Origin of the sequence: Tumebacillus lipolyticus, assembly GCF_042682745.1 — a bacterium.
Taxonomy (GTDB): domain Bacteria; phylum Bacillota; class Bacilli; order Tumebacillales; family Tumebacillaceae; genus Tumebacillus_A; species Tumebacillus_A lipolyticus.
In genome coordinates this window covers 153,445-168,638 of record NZ_JBHUIO010000008.1, presented here as the reverse complement: position 1 = coordinate 168,638, position 15,194 = coordinate 153,445, and the positions used below count along the sequence as shown (strand labels likewise).

Below are 15,194 nucleotides of genomic sequence, written 5' to 3'. Positions count from 1 at the left end.
GGGATGCTGATTCAACGTTTGATTCAATACGCTGACCGATTGGAGAAAACTCCGAAATACTACGAGAAAAAGACGGTCAACTGGGTGATCGAGGTGGAGCCGGATGGAAGGGCAATGGGCAGTGCGTTTTTGTCGATGGAAAAGCGGTTTACGAAACTAGTACCTTTTCTTTCTCGTGCTGGAACCAAGATCAACCCGATCTTGCTGTATGAAAAGGCAGAATATGCGCTCGGTTTCACCGCAGAGGAAGCAAGTGAAAAAGACCGAGCGAAAGCGCAGGAGAAGCATCGGGGCTATCTCGATCTGCTTGCGGAATGTGCCAAACAGACGGGCAATGCGGATGTGTTGGCGGTACACCGTGCGCTTTCGGAGATCGACCATCGCAAATTGTGGCCACCTGAGCTGAAGGCGGGGGATTGGATCGTCTTTCAGGTGGACGGTAGATTCCCGCATGACGATGTGGATGTTCAAACGTATTGGGCAGAGTATCGGGATCGTCAGAAGCCGACCGAAGGCGTGACCTTCACCTGTATCGGATGTGGGCAGGACTGCATTCCTGCACAACGCCACGATCTACCCATCCCGATCCGCGGGGGGCACAGCAAGGGGGCGAAGCTGATCTCCGCCAACGACCGCGCTTACTTTTCATACGGGTTGGAAAACTCGCTGATTGCGCCCACTTGTGAAGAGTGTGCGACCAAATATGCAAAGGCGCTCATTCACCTGCTCTCTGACGAGTTTTCACACGTGGTGCATCGCGATCTTAGCTATGTGTTTTGGACGAAAGAAAAGGCCTCTTATAATATCGCGGGTCTGGTCAAAAATCCAGAGCCGAAAGAGGTTCAGGAGTTCTTAACTCTGCAAAAAGGGAAACGAACAGAACGAGTCAAAACGAACCAATTTTATGCGGCTGCGCTATCCCCATACATCTCGCGCATCGTCGTCCGCGACTGGATGGAAACGACATTGGAGCGCGTGCAAGAGAGTTTGGTGCGCTGGTTTCGGTTGCAGATGGTGATCGGGGGTGGGGAAGAGCGATTCTTTGGAACCTATACGCTGGCTGCCAGTCTGTATCGCGATGCGAACAAAGAAATGGAGAGCAATGTGCCGATGTATTTCTTGAATCACGCCATGCATGGCAAGCCGTTGCCATCCTCCTTGTTGTTGCAGGCGGTGCAGCGATGTAAGGCAGAGCAACGTGTGACCGCTCCACGTGCTGTGGTGATGCAACTTTGTCTTTTACAAGATGCGACAAGTGAGGAGGAGAAACTTATGAAACATGAGCAGCAAAAACGAGATCCGGCCTTTCTTTGTGGTCAGTTGTTCGCTCACTTAGATCATGTACAGCAGGTTGCGATCGGACCGAATGCCACATTGGTCGATCGCTATTATGGTACTGCTTCGACAGCACCTGCTTCCGTTTTTGGCTTCCTGGTGCGAAATGCACAGAATCATTTAGGCAAGATTCGCAAGTTGCGCTACAACCAATATGTCAATTTGAATCGGGTGATCGGTGAAGTAATGGATCAGATTAAAGATCAGATCGAGGATTTCCCAAAACTCTTAAAGCCGGAAAAACAGGCGCTGTTCGCACTGGGCTTCTACCATCAACAACAGATTCGATTCAAAAAAGCAGAAAAAAAGGTTGCAGGGGAGGAATAGACGATGAGTGTGAATGTAATGGATCAAAAAGTGACCGATGTGAAGGTACGGCATGATTTTGTTTTGCTTTTTGATGTGAAGGATGGAAATCCGAATGGAGACCCAGATGCGGGGAATATGCCGCGAGTTGATCCAGAGACGATGCAAGGGATCGTCACCGATGTAGCGATCAAGCGGAAGATCCGCGACTGGGTGTCTGTCACACGTGAAGATGATCCTGCTTGTCAGATTTATGTACAGCACCGAGGCATTTTGACTCATCAGCAGAAAAAAGCGTTCGATGATCTCGGAATCAAAGATGAATTGAACAATCAATCAGATGCGCGAGCGTGGATGTGTGAACATTTTTTTGACATTCGCATGTTCGGCGCGGTGATGTCGACCAAAAAATACAATGCGGGACAAGTTCGTGGGCCAGTCCAGCTTACGTTTGCTCGTTCGATCGATGCGGTCACGCCGCAGGATCTCTCGATCACGCGTGTTGCGCTGACGAAAGAAGATGATGGTGCGGGAAGTGTGGACGGAGAAGCGCTGTCCGGGCAAATGGGCCGAAAAGCGTACCTACCTTATGGGTTGTACATGGCGTATGGATTTTACAACCCGGTGTTTGCCGCCAAGACAGGCGTGAAAGATACAGACTTAGAACTGCTCTGGGAAGCGCTGGTGAACATGTGGACGATCGATCGTTCCGCATCGCGGGGCATGATGGCATGCCGAGGGCTGTATGTTTTTTCGCATGACAACGAGTTTGGCAGTGCGCCTGCGCAAGACCTATTTGATCGAATCACGGTTAATCGGAAAGGTGATGTAGAGGTAGGACGTCATTTCCGAGACTACGAGGTGACGATCAATCTTGAAGAGTTGGAAGCGGGAGTCACCTGCACCAAAATCGTCGGATAGGTCGTTTTTGCGCGAACCCCCTGTGGGGGCGAAAACCCCGGGGGGTTCGCGCTTCCCCTTGAGCCCTTGTGCCGTAAGGGATTGTATGTTGGAGCGAATGAAAAAAGGAAAGGAGGATGACCGATGAAACGGAGGTTCGCGCAATATGCCTTGGAAAGCTTGTCACAACAGGGCCAAAATCGCGAGCCCTAGCATCCAACCTTCGAGTTGGATGAGGATTGAAACTTTTCGGGTCGTGTACAGCTCGACCTGATAGTTGTCTAGCATCCAACCTTCGAGTTGGATGAGGATTGAAACTCACTTGCGCGGTCGTCCAGCTGACCGAACTTGCTAGCATCCAACCTTCGAGTTGGATGAGGATTGAAACATTTCAAGATTAACCCAGACCCTCAGCAGCCTTGCCTAGCATCCAACCTTCGAGTTGGATGAGGATTGAAACCGCGACAGAGCTTTTCGACGGTCGGGGCTCTGAACTAGCATCCAACCTTCGAGTTGGATGAGGATTGAAACTTTCAAGTGAATTTGATGGGACCCGGACAGAAGAACTAGCATCCAACCTTCGAGTTGGATGAGGATTGAAACGAGCTCCCTTGCCCGCGTCTGCCCTCTGGCAGGTGCTAGCATCCAACCTTCGAGTTGGATGAGGATTGAAACATCAGACCTCCCGCAGCCCCTGCTAAGCTCCCTCTAGCATCCAACCTTCGAGTTGGATGAGGATTGAAACTTTTTGCCGTAGACCCGAATCATTACTCGAGAATCCTAGCATCCAACCTTCGAGTTGGATGAGGATTGAAACATCGAAATCATCCTCCTTAGCAAATCCCGTCGATTTTCTAGCATCCAACCTTCGAGTTGGATGAGGATTGAAACCAGAATGGCATGTTGACCAGTGTGTTCGGCCCGCTTCTAGCATCCAACCTTCGAGTTGGATGAGGATTGAAACTTAATAGGCAAGCAACAAGAGTCAATTTTAATTGACTCCTAGCATCCAACCTTCGAGTTGGATGAGGATTGAAACAAAATTGTTTTGATTGAGATGAGTTTTTAACTGTGCTAGCATCCAACCTTCGAGTTGGATGAGGATTGAAACTGTCTTAAACTGGCCGCGTTGAAGGTCATCTTCGATCTAGCATCCAACCTTCGAGTTGGATGAGGATTGAAACAAAACGCGGAGGGGGAGTTGGCCGAGTCGCAGGGCTAGCATCCAACCTTCGAGTTGGATGAGGATTGAAACCATTCCTGCTGCGACCCAACCGGTCGCGAAATCGATCACGACCTAGCATCCAACCTTCGAGTTGGATGAGGATTGAAACTGGTGTGCTTGCGGCGATCCTCGTCGGCGATCATCTAGCATCCAACCTTCGAGTTGGATGAGGATTGAAACTTCCTGTTCCGCAAAAAGACAACTGCATGACCGGCTAGCATCCAACCTTCGAGTTGGATGAGGATTGAAACAATACAGACCCTTGGCGGCTCTCAAGAACTGCTTTGCGTATCCTAGCATCCAACCTTCGAGTTGGATGAGGATTGAAACTGTCTGCGGGCTGTTCGCTATGCCCGGATACATCGTCTAGCATCCAACCTTCGAGTTGGATGAGGATTGAAACTTTCTCTGCGATCGATCCCAAGAATGCGATCAGCCTAGCATCCAACCTTCGAGTTGGATGAGGATTGAAACGGAATTGTCCGTCCGTCTGCATCAACTCTGAACTAGCATCCAACCTTCGAGTTGGATGAGGATTGAAACCAAAGCCCGGACGCTGACCACCATGTCCGATCAATCCTAGCATCCAACCTTCGAGTTGGATGAGGATTGAAACGCACTCACAACGAGCACCAACTCGTTTACTTCTGCTAGCATCCAACCTTCGAGTTGGATGAGGATTGAAACTTTTTAAGAACGACCGTCTTGATCTCGCGCAAGTCGCTAGCATCCAACCTTCGAGTTGGATGAGGATTGAAACCAGAGATCAAGCCCCCATTGATCAATCTGATTTTGACTAGCATCCAACCTTCGAGTTGGATGAGGATTGAAACTTTTGTCGTCCTTGCCCTGAACCTTAACCGCCATGACTAGCATCCAACCTTCGAGTTGGATGAGGATTGAAACATCATATTGATAAGCCATAGCAGGGTAGGGGGTAACTAGCATCCAACCTTCGAGTTGGATGAGGATTGAAACGCAGGAGCCGCTGTCTACGATGTCAAGATAGACCTAGCATCCAACCTTCGAGTTGGATGAGGATTGAAACGTCCAAACGGAAAAGGTTAACAAGGAATCAGTCACCTCTAGCATCCAACCTTCGAGTTGGATGAGGATTGAAACCGCGCAACTCCGCAACTGTTCGATAGCCCGGCGTCCTAGCATCCAACCTTCGAGTTGGATGAGGATTGAAACAGGTTCAACACGCCCATCAAGCTCGACCAGGCGTACTAGCATCCAACCTTCGAGTTGGATGAGGATTGAAACATTACGGCTACGATCTCGCCGATGCTGTCGTCGCCTAGCATCCAACCTTCGAGTTGGAAGAGGATTGAAACTGGAAGGTTTGTGAATCGCCCGCCAGCAACTCCAACTAGCATCCAACCTTCGAGTTGGATGAGGATTGAAACTCGCCACGCTGAAGCAAATAGCTGCAACGTATATGGCTAGCATCCAACCTTCGAGTTGGATGAGGATTGAAACCCGAATCGCCAGCCCGAGATCGATCCCCCACAAGCCTAGCATCCAACCTTCGTGTTGGATGAGGATTGAAACACTATGCTATAACTTGCACAAAAAAGGGCCAGTATCCAACGGTACGCTCGATAATAATCCAAGCTTCTGTAACAGCGCTGGATGCTGGCACTACACATCTCCAAATGAACCAGCCCCACCAAAGAAAGGAGTGTACCGACATGGAAACGCTTGAGCAGCATTGGGAAGAGGAAGATCTGGTAATGATCTCCGGCATTCAACATTTCAGCTACTGTCCGCGGCAGTGGGCGCTGATTCACCGCGAGCAGGTTTTCGAGGAAAACGTGTTTACCCTGCAAGGGCGGTTCGCTCATGAAAACGCGGATGAGGAAAAGGTCAGGATGGAAGGGACGAAGCAGATCGTCAGCGGGCTGGCAGTCTGGTCAACCCGTCTCGGCCTCACAGGGAAGTGCGATGTGGTCGAAATTCAGAATCGCGACATCTTTCCGATCGAATACAAACACGGCAAACGAAAATCGCAGGTTCATGACGAACTCCAACTGTGCGCCCAGGCGATCTGCCTCGAAGAGATGTTTCAAACGAACATCGAGACAGGCGCGATCTATCACATCAGCTCGAAAGCTCGCCGCGAAGTCCCGTTCACCGCAAGTTTACGCCTTCAAGTCGAGCAGGTGGTTCAACAGATCCGCGAATGGTCTCAACGAGAAGAGCTGCCCCCTGCGGTCAACGACAAGCGGTGCACACACTGTTCCTTGCAAGACGCATGTTTGCCACACCTTACAGACGGCAAGCGCACAAAAAACTGGAAGCGGACGATCGGGGAGGCGGAATAGTCGGTGGCACAACAACTGTTAAACACGCTCTATGTACAGACGGAAGGCTCGTTTATTCGACTGGATCATGAGACGGTCATCGTCGAACAGGAGCAGAAAAAAATCTTGCAAGTGCCGCTCCATCATCTCGGCGGCATTGTGGCGATCGGCAGAGTGACCACGTCCTCTCCGCTGCTTGCTCGGTGTGCGGCCGAGTCGCGGTCGGTTGTGCATCTGGATGCGTCTGGACGATTTCTCTATCGGATTGAGGGGAAGCGCTCTGGCAATGTGCTGCTCCGCGTCGCTCAACAGCAAGCTCGCCAGCAACCGGAGCGTGTCCTGCCGCTGGTGCAGGCGATGATCGCCGGCAAACTGTACAACAGCAGACAGATGTTGTTGCGCTGCGCTCGCGATGCGGAGGACGAAGCAAAACGGTCGCCGCTCCGCGAGTGTGCGGAGGAGATTCGAAAGGATCTCAAGCGACTTCAGGCGGTGACAGAGCTAAACGAACTGCGCGGCGTCGAGGGCAACAACGCCAAGCGCTATTTCGCTCAATTTGCCAATCGGATCAAGCAGCCGGGGGACACGTTCGTTTACAATGGGCGCACGCGCCGCCCACCTCGCGATCCGGTAAACGCGCTGCTCTCTTTTTTGTACACGTTGCTTTTGCATGACTGCATCGGCGCTCTGGAAGGGGTGGGGCTCGATCCGCAGATCGGATATTTACATACGTTGCGACCAGGCAGGCCAGCGCTCGCGCTCGACCTGATGGAAGAGATGCGGCCGATCCTAGCGGACCGACTCGCGCTCACCCTGATCAACCGCGGACAACTGCAAGCATCCGATTTTGAAGAGATGCCTGGCGGGGCGGTATTTTTGAACAAAAGCGGAAGACAGACGGTGATCCTCGCCTACCAAAAGCGTAAACAGGATGTGGTGACACATGCGGTGTTGAGCGAGAAGATGCCGCTCGGCCTGGTCATCCATCTGCAAGCGCGGCTGCTGGCGCGCGCGATTCGCAAAGATCATCTTGAGTATCAGCCATTTTTATACAAATAACTGTGAGGTCGAACGATGAAAAACATCTATCTGCTGATCGCCTACGATGTTTCCACCGAGTCATCAGAGGGGAGGCGTCGCTTGCGAAAGATTGCCCAGACCTGTACCAACTATGGACAGCGCGTGCAAAAGTCGATCTTTGAGTGTCTCGTCAGCGAGACCGAATATACGACTTTGAAACACCAATTGTTGCGCGAGATCGACGAAGCGGAGGACAGCTTGCGCATCTACCGGCTGCGCGATCACAGTGAAAAGACGGTGCAGCATTATGGAATCAACAAACCGATCGATTACACGCGACCCTTAATTCTCTAGCCAACGTCAAAAAGATGAAAGAAGCACCGATCCGCAAATCGATGCTTCTTTCATTTGGTTCACTTGACTAGATCATTCGACGACGGCAACGAACAACAGCAGTTTGGCCCGGGCGGAGAACGACGACAATAACACGACGACGACGACGCATATAAAACCCCCCTCTCTCTATAAGGGATTACTACAATATATGTGGCAAGCTCTCTCTATGAAAGGGACAACTTTCCTGTGCAAAGAACTATTTTTGTTGGAAGTTTAATTTCGTGATGGTAGAGTGAAGTAAATCAATCATTCGTTGAAACCTTTCCTAATAATCCTTCGTCATATAGGTACATACTTTTGATTGGAGATGATTGGCTGTGAAAAAAGCGATGTATATGGGAGCGCTCTTGGTCAGCGCAAGCCTCTTGCTATCAGCATGCGGTACGTCGTCGTCAACCGGTGGAAAGGATGGCTCGCCGCAACAGCCCGCTTCCGGTTCGCAGTCGCCATCTGCGAACGATAAGAAGCCGGAGGAGAGCACCGAGCAAGTCACCGTCTATCGTGGCAATCAGGATGCTTCCGATGTGGTCAAAGAGTCGGCGACCATGCCGAAGACGACCGATGCGGAGAAGCGTGTGCTGCAACTGCTCGATTTATTGAAGGAACAAGGTTCGAACTCCGTTCCGTCGTTTCCACAGCGGGTGCAGGTGCTCGGTACTCCGATCGCAGACGGTGTGCTGACGCTCAATCTCAGCCAAGAGGCGCAAAGCATGAGCTCGGCCGAGGAGATCATGTTCCTCAAGGCGATCCCGCAGACCATTTTCGACAACGATCAGCAAGTAAAGACGATCAAGTTTCAAATCAACGGCAAAGATGTGGACACGCTCACCCAGATGGACGTGTCGAAGGGCATCAGCAAATAGTGCATCCACCTGCACGGCATGAAAAAAGAGACCTCTCGGGGTCTCTTTTTTACGCTTGAAGCGAGCGCGGTTTGTTGTTCGTTTTCTTCTTCCGGTAGACGCCGCCAAACGGGACGGTGAGCGGGACGAACGAAGCGATCCAAGTCAGCAGGCAGGTGACGAGCGTGACGAGCAGGTACATCATCACCATGCCGAAACTTCCGTCGAACAGTTCGCCATATCCATACTTTTTCAGTTGGTTGCCCATCAGGTTCAACACGAGCGGATGCAGCAGGAAGATCAGGAACGACTGCGCGGAGAGCCAGTCGAACATTTTGCCCCAGACGCGCTTCGTCTCCGCCACGCGCAAAAACACCGCGTAGAAGAACAGGAAGGAGAGCAGCGTATACAGCATCACAGACGGTTTGACCGAATAGGCCCATTTGTCGCTGAGATATCCATCGAGAAACAGCAGGCCGAGCGAGCCGAGCCAGACCAGGCCGATCCATCCAGCACGACCGGACAGCTTCGCACGCCAGCTCTCCAGATTCTGCGCGAAGTACATGCCGAACACGAAGAAAAACAGCCAGTGCGGGAAAAAGGTGATGCGCCAGCCCAGATCCCAATGCATGTAGGCGGCAGTTTGTGCAAACGCGGTCACCAGAAACGAGCCGCCGAGCAACCACTGCGGCTTGCGGATCATCGCATCGCGCAGCAGCGGGTACAGCAGGTAGAGCTGGAAGGTGATGATCAGGAAGTAGAGATGGTAGAAGGCCGTGCCATAGTAGAGATGGTCTAGCGTTGGCGAGTACAGGCGCGGGATTCCTTCCCAACCGTTGTCTCGCAAGAATTGGCGGGCGATGTACAGGACATAGAGCAACGTCCAGAGCACATAGGGGATCAACACTTTGCCCATCCGCTTGCGCTGGAACTGTAAATAGGAAAGCGGTGAGCGCCCACGCTCGCTGTTGAAGAGCACAAACCCGGACAGGATGATAAACAGAGGCACCGCATAGCGCATGATCTCGTTCCATGCGCGACCGAGCGTCGTATCGGAGACGTAGCTGGCCGTGATATGGATGGCGATCACCGATAGAGCGGCGAGAGCACGAATAAAATCAATTTCTCGCAATCGCATGATTTTGTTCACCTTTCGAATGAAAACTAGAGTAATAAAGGTAGAAATCGAATCTATTATACCAGCTATCGACAAAAACAAGGACTGGAATTCCCAGTCCTTGTTTAAAAATAGCGCTGTTTTGATCGCTTGGGCGATCGGAGCAGTGCTAGTTGATGAAGTTGACCGTCTTGAGCATCCGATAGAGCATATCGGCAGCCATCGCGCGATCGGCCGGCTTGGTCGCTTGGAAGTTGCTAATCGTCGGTCCGATCAGGATCTTCTCTTCGATGCAGAGGGCGACTGGCGCTTCAGCATAGGTGAAGAGTCCGGCGGTGCTCGGCAGCTGCATCAGCCGTTCCACCTGAGTGGTGCTGTCCAGCGTTTTCGTAAACCCAGCGTAGCGCAACGCCGTATTGACCATCGTCGCCATCTCCTGGGCGGTGATCAGATCTTCAGGCGCAAAGATTCCCGCGCCGCGACCGGAGATCAGCTTGGCTTGATAGGTGGTATTGACGACGCTGTTGTACCATTTGTCAGCTCCCACATCGGTGAAGGAGGAGACGGCAGACGTGTTTTCTTTGATCCCGAGCGCTTTGACCAGCATCGCTGCGAATTGGGCGCGAGTCACCGTGTCCTGAGGGCGGAAGGTGCCATCTTCAAACCCTTGGATCACCGACTTCGCCGCGAGCGATTGGATCGATCCGTACGCGTAGTGCGAATCCTGAACATCGGGGAAGCTGACCGATCTTTTCTTGACGGCGAAAGTGGCAGTCCCCTGATAGCGATAGGTGGCAGTCAGGCTGCCGTCCGCATTTTTGCGGAAGAGAGTGGGGACAGGCGTGGTCGCACCGTTCTGATCGGTCAGCCGCACGCCCGACAATGCGTAAAGATCGGTCGCCGAAGCGGCTGGAACGGGGACGGAAAGCGAGAAGTAAGCCCCGCTGTCTGTCAGCTCAATCGCCTGCTTGTTCTTGTCGATCAGCTTGATTCCCAGCTGCAAGGGAGTGGTCTCAAAGTCGGAAGGACGGGCAGCAGCCGTCTGTTTCAACACAAATTCGATCGAATGATCGGCGAGCGTGAGCGAGCGCGCCTGCGCCATCAGCGCGATCTGTTGCGCAGGGATCGACAGCGAGCCGATCGGCGTGCGCACGCGCAACTCGGACGACTTAGCATGGCGGAGCAACTGCTCGACGATCTTGCCGTGCACTTGTACAGAGAGATCAGCACCTTCCGCCTTCACCGGAACGAGCATGTTGTACAGCGTCGAGTTGGCGCTCAGCTCGCCCAGCACTGACGCTTCGTTCACCTGCACGTCTGTGTGCAGCGCATAGTCGGTCGTCACCGTCGTAACGGTCATGCTGTCCTGTGGCACGACGTACAGGTTGTCTTCGAGCACATATTCAACGCTGGCAGACTGAGCGGAGTCTTCAGACGAGCTGTTGTTCGCCCCGAGCGTCTGAATGCGGATGTAATACTCACCGCTGGTGCGAATCAGGTTGCTCAGATCGAGCTGTGTGGCATCCTTTGGCGCCTGCAAAAAACCGACGATCGCGTGTGTTCCCGCTTGATAGACGGTGATGCGGTAGCCGTTGTTCCCCTCGACCGCATCCCATTTTGCCAGCCGCTTCTCTGTCAGCGACATCGAGCCAGGTGCGCTCAAACGCTTCGCAGGTGCGAGCTCGCGTGCGTTCGACGCGGACGACTCAAGGGAGTCTTCCATCTTGGAACTATCGCCTCTGGCGATCAGCTTGACATAATACGAGCCAAGCGCGGGGATCAACGAGGTGATATCGGTGCTCGTCACATCTTTGTCCAGCGTTTTGCTGGCGACGAGCGTCTGACTCGGCGCATGGTAGAGGTTCAGCACATACCCGTTGTTCGTTCCCGCCTTCCACGTGACCAGACCTTCTGGCGAGAGCACAGGCGTCTCCGGGGCGGGGAGCGTCATCTTGATCGAGATGGTCAGCGTGTTCGACTTTGCCGACTGTTCGGAGTTCGTGTGCGTATACGAGTTGCCGATCGCGATCATCCGCACATAGTAGGTGCCGTTTTGAAGCAGGAAATCGTTGAGCGCATACTTGGTCGAGCCGTAGCTTGCGGTGCGCTCGCCGATCAGTTTATCGTTCGATGCATCATACACGTTGATCTTATAGCTGGACGCCTGATCGACCGCTTTCCAGGTGACGGTGCGGTCAGGTTGCAACAGGACTTCTGTCGGCGCTGCTAGCTGGGTTGCCGCATAAGCAGACTCTGCGCCGATCATCGGCACAGCAGAAGTCGTGAGCAACAGGGCGGCGAGCAGAGCGGAGATCTTCTTTTTGGTCATTAGTATCCTCTTCCTCCATATCCTTTTCTGCCCAGTCTCCATTCGACAAATCGGTCGAAAATCCTGCATCGATTGCCAAAAGTTGCTATAATGAAAGCAGAAGCTCTTCCATGTGGGAAGTGGTTTGATCGATCGCATTTCAACTGCTCTTCCGTTTGGGAACGAGCAGATGGGAGATAGATGAAAGTGACAGCTGCAAGGCTGCAAGCGACCGCTGCAGACGTTTGATCTGGAGTCAGTTCGGATCGCTGGCAACAAGTTGACGAGGAGGTAGGCAGGATGCAAACGGCGATCACATTGGAGTATAAGGGCAAGATCTTGCGCGGCATGGAGCACGTTCCCGCTCAGAATGAGGGCGAGAGAGTTCCGGCGGTGATTCTCTATCATGGTTTTACAGGCACCATGCTTGAGCCGCATCGAATCTTTTTGAAAATCTGCCGCCGGTTGGAGGCGATGGGCATCGCCTGCTTTCGCTTCGATTTTCTTGGCAGCGGGGAGAGCGATGGCAATTTTGAAGAGATGACGGTGAGCGGCGAGATCGCGGAGGCGCATGCGATCCTCGATCATGTCAAGCGTGATCCGCGCGTCGATCCGGAGCGGGTCACCCTGCTCGGCATGAGCATGGGCGGTCTGGTCGCTTCTGTGGTGGCGGGCGAGCGGGCAATTGATGTGCACAAGCTGATGCTGTTAGCTCCGGCGGGTGAGATGTACGAACTGATCCGCGACCTGGTGGACGGTGTGCTGGCCGTCCCAGACCTTCAGCTCTATGACTACAACGGTAACTTGATCGGGCGGGCGTTTGCTGAGGATGTCAAGACGCTGAACGTCTTCCAGCGCGCGGAGAAGTTCCAAGGGGATGTGCTGCTGATCCACGGCACCAACGACCCGACCGTTCCCTCGCGGATGTCCCATACGTACCAAGAGCGCTCCTACGGAGGGCGCGCCGTTCTCCATCTGGTCGAGGAGGCGGATCACACGTTCAACAAGACCGCTTGGGAGCTAGAGGTGATCGAGAAGATCTGCGAGTTTATGGGAGATGTGGGCACTCTTCCATCTTGACAATCGATCGTTTCCTTTTGTACGATGTGAGGAGTATAGAGTTAGTTGCTGTTTGAATTTTTAAGGACAGCCGAGTTGTTAGAGTGAGTGATTGAGAGAGTTTTTTGAGCGAGTGACAGCAGAACATCCAGAGTGAGAAGAGAGCAGGGCAGTTGAGCAGAGGGGAGATCAGGTGAGCCAAGGACGGGTGTCGTATGCCTTCATACGGGAACCTGTAACCGAGTGCGCCTTCTGCGCAGTCGGTTTTTTTGTTGAGCGAGAGTTTGTTGAGCGAGAGCAAGAGTAGAGGAGCTGAGCTGAGATGATTTTGGTGATCGACAACTATGATTCGTTTACGTACAACATCGTGCAGTACTTGCAGGAGTTGGGCGCCGATGTGCTGGTCAAGCGCAATGATCAGATCTCTTTGGAAGAGATCGAGCTGCTGTCCCCGACGCATCTGCTGATCTCGCCAGGGCCGGGCACCCCGGATGAGGCGGGAATTTCGCTGGAGGCGATTCGCCGCTTTGCCGGACGAATCCCTGTGCTCGGCGTGTGCCTCGGGCATCAGTCGATCGGTCAGGTGTTCGGCGGTCGCGTGGTCAAGGCCAAGACGATGATGCATGGGAAGACATCGCGCGTGCGCCACAAGGGGGATGGCATCTTTGCAGATGTGCCCAACCCGTTCACTGCGACGCGCTACCATTCGCTGGTCGTGGAGCGCGCCTCGCTGCCTGCCGCTTTGGAGATTCTCGCCGAATCGGAGGATGGCGAGATCATGGCGCTGCGACATCGCGAGCTGGCTGTGACCGGCTTGCAGTTCCACCCGGAATCGATCCTGACAGAAGGCGGCATGAAAATGATGCAAAACTTCCTGACCGACCGGGTGGGGGTGCTGGTATGAGCCGCAAGATCGGAGTCAAAAGCAGAGCGAAGACCTATCCGCGCATCTGTGAATCGTTCGAAGTGTTCCAAGCGCTCGGCAAAGCGTACGGCGAGCAGAACGCTTTTTTGCTCGATTCGATCAAGGATATCTATTCTCGCTACTGTCAATCGAGCATCGCGCTGTTTCCCTTGCTGACCGTCAAGGTCAAGAAGCGCAACTTTTCGCTGGAGGGGAACCCGCTTCTAGTCGAAACGATTCGCACGAATCTGACAGCGGACGGCACCCAGTTGCACAACTTCTCAGGGAGCGTGTCCAAACTGCTCTCCGGCGTGATCGACTCCTTTGACCTGCAGGATCGGGCGAAGATGGGCAAGTATTCGTTCGGCTTTGTCGGCCATCTGTCCTATGATGCGATTCGATATTTTGAAAATATCCCCAACACGACGCTCGATGATCGCCAACTGGATGATATCCGGCTGCAAGTTCATCAGGTGGTTCTGCAGTTTGAGCGCGACATCATCCGTGTGGTCATCAACGAGATCGAAGGGTTGCCCACCCCGTCGTTCGCAGAGATCGAATCGTTTTTGCACCCCGATCAGGAGCTGATGTTCGACGGGTATGATCCATCGCTTCTGCAGGTGGAAGAAGATGTGACAGAAGCTGAGTATCGTCAGCGCGTCGAGCGGTGCAAAGCGTACATTCGGGAAGGTGATGTGTTTCAGGTCGTGCTCTCCAAGCGCAATCGGGTCATCGGCAAAATTGACACGATGCAGGTTTACCATCGGCTGAAACAGATCAACCCGTCGCCCTATATGTACTATGTCGACTATGGCGACTATAAAATTTTTGGCACGTCGCCCGAGATGCAGATTCGCTTGGAGGACGGTGTGGCGCAGATGCGTCCGATCGCTGGCACCTCCAAAGGAAAGGGCAAGCGTCCCGAAGAGAATGTGCAGCTGATCGAACGGCTGCGCAATGATGAGAAGGAGCGAGCGGAGCATCTGATGCTGATCGACCTTTGCCGCAACGACTTAGGGCGCATCTGTGAGCCGGGTTCGATCTTTGTCAAAGATTTTATGGTGATCGAAGAGTATTCGCATGTCTACCACATGGTCTCGACGGTGGAGGGACGCGTGAAGTCAGATCAGCGATTGTTTGACGTCTTTCTTGCCACCTTCCCGGCCGGCACGCTGTCTGGCACGCCGAAAGTGCGGGCGATGGAAGTGATCGACGAGTTGGAAGATTATGATCGTGGAGCATATGGGGGAGTGCTCGGATTTTTTGATTTCCTGGGCAATATGAACACAGCGATCGTCATCCGCACGATCATTCACCAGAACGACGTGTCCTATTTTCAGGCGGGAGCGGGGATTGTCGCAGATTCGGATACGCAGCAGGAATGGAATGAGTGCGACCACAAGCTGCGCGCGCTGGTGTCCACCGCCTTGCAAATGGAGGAGAGCGCAGTTCGCAAATAATGGATAAAGATGAAAC

The 15,194-nt window shown here is 53.2% G+C and carries 11 protein-coding genes and 1 CRISPR repeat array; of the genes, 9 read left to right on the top strand and 2 right to left on the bottom strand.

Features of this window, described 5'->3' with window-relative positions; genetic code table 11:
• Nucleotides 1–3 precede the first annotated feature (3 nt).
• The 6 genes from cas8c to ACFSOY_RS13295 all read left to right on the top strand — a co-directional run bounded on the left by cas8c (nt 4) and on the right by ACFSOY_RS13295 (nt 8,351).
• Nucleotides 4–1,662, top strand: coding sequence for a type I-C CRISPR-associated protein Cas8c/Csd1 (gene cas8c, locus ACFSOY_RS13320; protein WP_386047392.1), 1,659 nt, complete (start codon nt 4–6; stop codon nt 1,660–1,662).
• 3 nt (nt 1,663–1,665) lie between these two features.
• Nucleotides 1,666–2,562: a type I-C CRISPR-associated protein Cas7/Csd2 gene (cas7c, locus tag ACFSOY_RS13315; RefSeq protein WP_386047390.1), complete on the top strand. Its 897-nt coding sequence runs from the start codon at nt 1,666–1,668 to the stop codon at nt 2,560–2,562.
• Nucleotides 2,563–2,750: 188 nt separating this feature from the next.
• A CRISPR array of direct repeats spans nt 2,751–5,320; the repeat unit is 37 nt; unit sequence CTAGCATCCAACCTTCGAGTTGGATGAGGATTGAAAC.
• A gap of 140 nt (nt 5,321–5,460) precedes the next feature.
• Complete coding sequence (cas4, locus tag ACFSOY_RS13310) at nt 5,461–6,093, top strand: CRISPR-associated protein Cas4 (RefSeq protein ID WP_386047389.1); 633 nt, start codon at nt 5,461–5,463, stop codon at nt 6,091–6,093.
• 3 nt (nt 6,094–6,096) lie between these two features.
• Complete coding sequence (gene cas1c / locus ACFSOY_RS13305; protein WP_386047387.1) at nt 6,097–7,131, top strand: type I-C CRISPR-associated endonuclease Cas1c; 1,035 nt, start codon at nt 6,097–6,099, stop codon at nt 7,129–7,131.
• Nucleotides 7,132–7,146: 15 nt separating this feature from the next.
• A complete protein-coding gene (gene cas2 / locus ACFSOY_RS13300) occupies nt 7,147–7,446 on the top strand; it encodes a CRISPR-associated endonuclease Cas2 (RefSeq protein WP_386047385.1) in 300 nt (99 codons plus the stop codon).
• 359 nt (nt 7,447–7,805) lie between these two features.
• Nucleotides 7,806–8,351 carry a GerMN domain-containing protein gene (locus ACFSOY_RS13295; protein WP_386047383.1) on the top strand — a complete coding sequence of 182 codons (546 nt, stop codon included), beginning with the start codon at nt 7,806–7,808 and terminating at the stop codon, nt 8,349–8,351.
• Nucleotides 8,352–8,400: 49 nt separating this feature from the next.
• On the opposite strand, the gene ACFSOY_RS13290 is transcribed toward ACFSOY_RS13295, so the two are convergent.
• Both ACFSOY_RS13290 and ACFSOY_RS13285 read right to left on the bottom strand, forming a co-directional pair.
• The gene (locus ACFSOY_RS13290) at nt 8,401–9,468 is read right to left on the bottom strand and encodes an acyltransferase (RefSeq protein ID WP_386047381.1); all 1,068 of its coding nucleotides are present in this window, start codon (nt 9,466–9,468) and stop codon (nt 8,401–8,403) included.
• Between the two features lie 148 nt (nt 9,469–9,616).
• Nucleotides 9,617–11,776, bottom strand: a complete 2,160-nt coding sequence (locus ACFSOY_RS13285) for an S-layer homology domain-containing protein (protein ID WP_386047379.1) — start codon at nt 11,774–11,776, stop codon at nt 9,617–9,619.
• 279 nt (nt 11,777–12,055) lie between these two features.
• Here ACFSOY_RS13285 and ACFSOY_RS13280 point away from each other — a divergent pair, with 279 nt between their 5' ends.
• The 3 genes from ACFSOY_RS13280 (at nt 12,056) to ACFSOY_RS13270 (ending at nt 15,178) form a co-directional block, all read left to right on the top strand.
• Nucleotides 12,056–12,835 carry an alpha/beta hydrolase family protein gene (locus tag ACFSOY_RS13280; RefSeq protein ID WP_386047377.1) on the top strand — a complete coding sequence of 260 codons (780 nt, stop codon included), beginning with the start codon at nt 12,056–12,058 and terminating at the stop codon, nt 12,833–12,835.
• Nucleotides 12,836–13,136: 301 nt separating this feature from the next.
• Entirely contained in the window at nt 13,137–13,718 is a 582-nt protein-coding gene (locus tag ACFSOY_RS13275; RefSeq protein WP_386047375.1) for an anthranilate synthase component II, read from the top strand.
• A complete protein-coding gene (locus ACFSOY_RS13270; protein WP_386047374.1) occupies nt 13,715–15,178 on the top strand; it encodes an anthranilate synthase component I family protein in 1,464 nt (487 codons plus the stop codon). The genes ACFSOY_RS13275 and ACFSOY_RS13270 overlap by 4 nt, the downstream gene beginning before the upstream one ends.
• Nucleotides 15,179–15,194 lie beyond the last annotated feature (16 nt).